Source organism: bacterium, from assembly GCA_027622355.1.
Taxonomy (GTDB): Bacteria; UBA8248; UBA8248; order UBA8248; family UBA8248; genus JAQBZT01.
Window position 1 is genome coordinate 1 of sequence record JAQBZT010000270.1, and the last position, 3930, is coordinate 3930.

General features: G+C 60.8%; 5 protein-coding genes. 4 read left to right on the plus strand and 1 reads right to left on the minus strand.

Annotation, left to right across the window (positions count from 1 at the left end; genetic code table 11):
- The coding region (gene hemW / locus O2807_13135) for a radical SAM family heme chaperone HemW (protein MDA1001444.1) at positions 1 to 749 on the minus strand (749 nt) is incomplete at its 3' end.
- A gap of 216 nt (positions 750 to 965) precedes the next feature.
- Here hemW and O2807_13140 point away from each other — a divergent pair.
- The 4 genes from O2807_13140 (at position 966) to O2807_13155 (ending at position 3789) form a co-directional block, all read left to right on the plus strand.
- Positions 966 to 2531 carry a sigma 54-interacting transcriptional regulator gene (locus O2807_13140; GenBank protein ID MDA1001445.1) on the plus strand — a complete coding sequence of 522 codons (1566 nt, stop codon included), beginning with the start codon at positions 966 to 968 and terminating at the stop codon, positions 2529 to 2531.
- A gap of 298 nt (positions 2532 to 2829) precedes the next feature.
- Positions 2830 to 3039 (plus strand): hypothetical protein, encoded by a 210-nt coding sequence (locus tag O2807_13145; GenBank protein ID MDA1001446.1) that lies wholly within the window; start codon positions 2830 to 2832, stop codon positions 3037 to 3039.
- Positions 3040 to 3103: 64 nt separating this feature from the next.
- A complete protein-coding gene (locus tag O2807_13150; protein ID MDA1001447.1) occupies positions 3104 to 3301 on the plus strand; it encodes a hypothetical protein in 198 nt (65 codons plus the stop codon).
- 32 nt (positions 3302 to 3333) lie between these two features.
- Positions 3334 to 3789 (plus strand): universal stress protein, encoded by a 456-nt coding sequence (locus O2807_13155; protein MDA1001448.1) that lies wholly within the window; start codon positions 3334 to 3336, stop codon positions 3787 to 3789.
- Positions 3790 to 3930: the final 141 nt, after the last annotated feature.

A 3930-nucleotide genomic window follows, 5' to 3' on the forward strand; every position in this document is an offset into this window, starting at 1 on the left:
ATCTCATAGCGCCGGTAGCCGGCCCCTTCGAGCATCCGGTCGCGAAGCCCCCACATTTCGAGCGCGGTGTCCTCGTCCGGGAGCCCCGCCAGCTCTCCGCGGGCCTGCCGGGCGTGAAAGGCGGTGCCGGGCTCGATGGTGAGTTCGTAGGCCGAGAGGTGCTCGGGCCCGAGCGCGATGGCGGACGCCAGATCGGCCTCCGCGGCGGCAATATCCTGGAAAGGGATTCCGAACATCAGATCGAGCGAGATGTTTCCGAATCCGGCGGCGCGGGCGGAGCGGAACGCGGCGCGGGCTTCCTCGCCCGTATGGACGCGATCAAGGCGGCGGAGAGCGGCGTCATCGAAGGTCTGCACCCCGATGCTGATCCGGTTCACCCCCATCTCCCGCAGCATCTCGAAGCGCCCGGCGTCGGCCGCCCCGGGATTGGCTTCCACCGTGATCTCGGCATCGTTCTCAAGGCCGAAAAGCCGGCGGATGGTTTCAAGAATGCGGCCGGTTTCCGCCGGGGGAAAAAGAGAGGGGGTGCCGCCCCCGAAGAATACGCTCTGAACCGATCGCCCGCCGAGACGATAGGCGCGCGCGCGGGCCTCCAGTTCGGCGATCAGCGCTCCTGCGTAGTCCGCTGCCCAGTTGTCCCCGGCGTGGCCTTTTTCGAGGAGGGTGTCCAGGGCGTAGGAGTTGAAGTCGCAGTAGCCGCACTTGTGGATGCAGAAGGGAAGATGGATGTAGAGCGATAGGGGTGGCATCTGCGGGGCCTCCGCGGCACGGGTTTTCCGGTCCGCCAACATGCCACCTTTCCGGGGCCCCCACAATCCTTGGGCGGCGGCGGGAGTTCCCCGGAAACCGGGGCTCTTGCATTCCCCCGGAGGCGGGTGTACAAATTCGGAAGTTACGATATTTCGTTTCTATCTTTGAAGGCGAATCGTGTTAAATAGTTGTTTATAGATAAATTAGGAGGTTCCATGCCCACGCGTAATTTGAGTACCGAGGAGCGATATCGCGTCATTTTGCGGATTGGCCATGTCCTCAACTCGAGCCTCGACATGGATGTGGTCCTTGGCCGCGTGGCGACGGAGCTGGAGTCCCTTTTCCCGCTCGACCATGTGGCCCTCCTGATCGTGAATCCGGACGGGAAGACCTATACCTGGACGAACATCACCCGCGGGGGCGAGACGGTGGACCTTCCCGGAAGGGACGTCCCCGTCAAGGGCGGGGCGCTCGGCTGGCTGATGGAGCATCGCGACGAGCCTTATCTGATTTACCACGACCTTCAGGAAGAGCGCCCCTTCGCGGAAGATGAGATCGTCTTCAAGCGCGGGATCCGCAGCGGCATCCGCGTTCCCCTGGTCATCCAGGACAAGGTGTTCGGCGAGCTGGCGGTGGCCAGCACGGAGCCCGGGCAGTTCACCTCCGAAATGGGGGAGTTTCTCGTGCAGGTGGCGCCCCATATCGCGACCGCCGTGGCCAATGCGCGCGCCTACCGGCAGCTGGATGACCTGCGCGAGACGCATTTCAACGAGGCGCTCTGCCTGCGCGAGGAGCTGAAAACGGTCCACAATTTCGAGAACCTCATCGGCAACAGCCGGGCGATCTCCGCGGTGAAGGACATGATCCGCCGCGTGGCCCCGTCGGAGGCGACTGTGCTCATTCTGGGGGAGACCGGAACGGGGAAAGAGCTCGTCGCCCGCGCCATTCACAATCTGAGCCAGAGGAAGGACCGCGTTCTCGTGAAGGTAAACTGCGCCGCGCTGCAGGACACGCTCTTGCTGAGCGAGCTTTTCGGCCATGAGCGGGGCGCTTTTACGGGCGCCATCGAGCGGCGGATCGGCCGCTTCGAGCTGGCCCACAAGGGGACGATCTTCCTGGATGAGATCGGCGAGATATCCATGGAAGCTCAGGTGAAGATACTCCGCGTGATGCAGGAGCGGGAGTTCGAGCGGGTGGGCGGCACCCAGACCCAACGGGTGGACGTGCGCATCATCGCCGCCACCAACCGGGACCTTGAGGCCGAGGTCCAGGAGGGAAAATTCCGGAGCGATCTCTATTTCCGGCTCAACGTGATTCCGCTCCACGTTCCGCCCCTTCGGGAGCGCAAGGAGGACATCCCGTATCTGGTCGAATATTTCATCCGCAAGCACGCCCCGCGCATGAACCCGCGCGTCCGCGGAGTGGACCGGAATGCGATGGACAGACTCGTGCGGTACGACTGGCCGGGGAACATCCGCGAGCTGGAAAACGTCGTCGAGCGCGGGCTCGTCCTGGGGACGGAGGAAATCCTTCTTTTCGACAAGCAAAGGCTGGGCGACATCCCGGAAAAAGAGGGGGAAGAAGAGCTCACCTCGCTCGAAGAGTATGAGCGGCGGTACATTTTGCGCGTCCTCGAACGCACCGGCGGCATCGTATCCGGCGAGCGGGGCGCCGCCCGCATCCTCAGCGTCAAGCCCACCACCCTGCAGAGCCGGATGAAAAAGCTCGGCATTCGCCAGAACGGCCGGAGCCGGAAAGCCCAGATCGCCGGAAAGGCCTGATCCCGCCCCATCCCTCCCCACGGAATCCTCGTTTTTATGGGCAGTGGCCGACAATTTGGCAACGATATATCGTTAAGTTACGATATATCGTTCAAAAAGCGGCCCCCCCGATTTCGGTCTGTCCATGTAACTAATTGAATTCAATTAATATATAGCTATTCATGGAATTGGCACGTTATTTGCTTGTATTGAAAAGTGAAAAGCATGCGCTGGCCATATGTCGTCGGACGGTGTTCAACAATCGAACTTTTCCGCCGGGCGATCCGGCGCGGAAAAAGAAAGAAAGAAGAGGTGAATCATGGAAATTCTGTTGGCCGTAACAAGCGTGACATTCGTTGTGGGGTTCTCGTTGGCGCTGCCCTATCTCTCCTGGAAGCTGGCCGAGAGTGCAATTCCCCTGGCGCGGGACTACCGGCATCCGGTGAACGCCGAGGGGAATCGCCCGCTCGGCCAGCTCAATCGCCTGCCGGAAGAGGAAGCGGCAGAGCCGATGCGGAAGGCCGCGTAGGAAGGTTTTCGGACAAATACTGCCTTCCGAGCGGGAGGCCCAAAATAAAAGAAAGGGGTCAATCATGGAATTCTTGCTGAATATTGCAATCGTAGCGCTGACGGTCGTCGTTTCGTGGCTCTTCCTGTGGGCCATGATGACGCGAGCCGTAATTTCGAACGCCCGGACCGAGGCCGAAATCGGCGACCCGGCGGAGATTCTCGCCGAACGCCGGCGCCTGAACGCGCAGCTCGAACAGGACATCTTCCGGCAGGCCGCGTAAGTTCCGCCGGCCGAAGGGAAAAGGAGAACATCATGTACAAAAATGCTTTGATTGCGCTGGATGGAACGAAGAGCGCCGAGGTTTCGATTGACGAGTTGATCCAGATGGCGCCCGCCGTGGAAAAGGTGCACCTCCTTCTGGTGGAGCATCCCATTGCGAATGCCTTCCGCCTCGAGGGCTACATCGTCTATTCGGATCAGATCATGGAGGCCCGGAGGCGGAGCGGAATCGAATATCTTGAATCTTTCCGCAAGTTGCTGGAGAAGATCGGCTTCGAGGTGTTGCTTTCGGTGCGCTTCGACGACTCCGCCACTGCGATTGCGGCGGTGGCCCAGGAAACCGGTGCCGACCTCGTCCTGCTTGGCGGCGCTGAGGGCGGTTTCTTCACGGGACCGGCCGGGCTTTCGCATCTCGCCCCCCGGGTGGCCCAGAAAGTGGACGCCGCCGTCGTGGCGGTCCAGTCGAAAAAAGAGAAGAAAGCGGCGTAAGCCGCACCGCCCACGTGTCACAAGGCGATGAACCCTTTTTCTCGCCTCTGTGTCCAAGGATGTGAAAGAAGGAATCTTGGAAGTTGAGAACGATTTCTTGAAGACGGGGATACGGGTTTCCCGAAAATAACTTCAAAAATG

Excerpts from the sequence above, each read along its gene's own strand:
- O2807_13145 (MDA1001446.1), top strand. The coding sequence starts at position 2,830 with ATGGAAATTCTGTTGGCCGTAACAAGCGTGACATTCGTTGTGGGGTTC.
- O2807_13155 (MDA1001448.1), top strand. The coding sequence starts at position 3,334 with ATGTACAAAAATGCTTTGATTGCGCTGGATGGAACGAAGAGCGCCGAG.
- O2807_13140 (MDA1001445.1), top strand. The coding sequence starts at position 966 with ATGCCCACGCGTAATTTGAGTACCGAGGAGCGATATCGCGTCATTTTG.
- O2807_13150 (MDA1001447.1), top strand. The coding sequence starts at position 3,104 with ATGGAATTCTTGCTGAATATTGCAATCGTAGCGCTGACGGTCGTCGTT.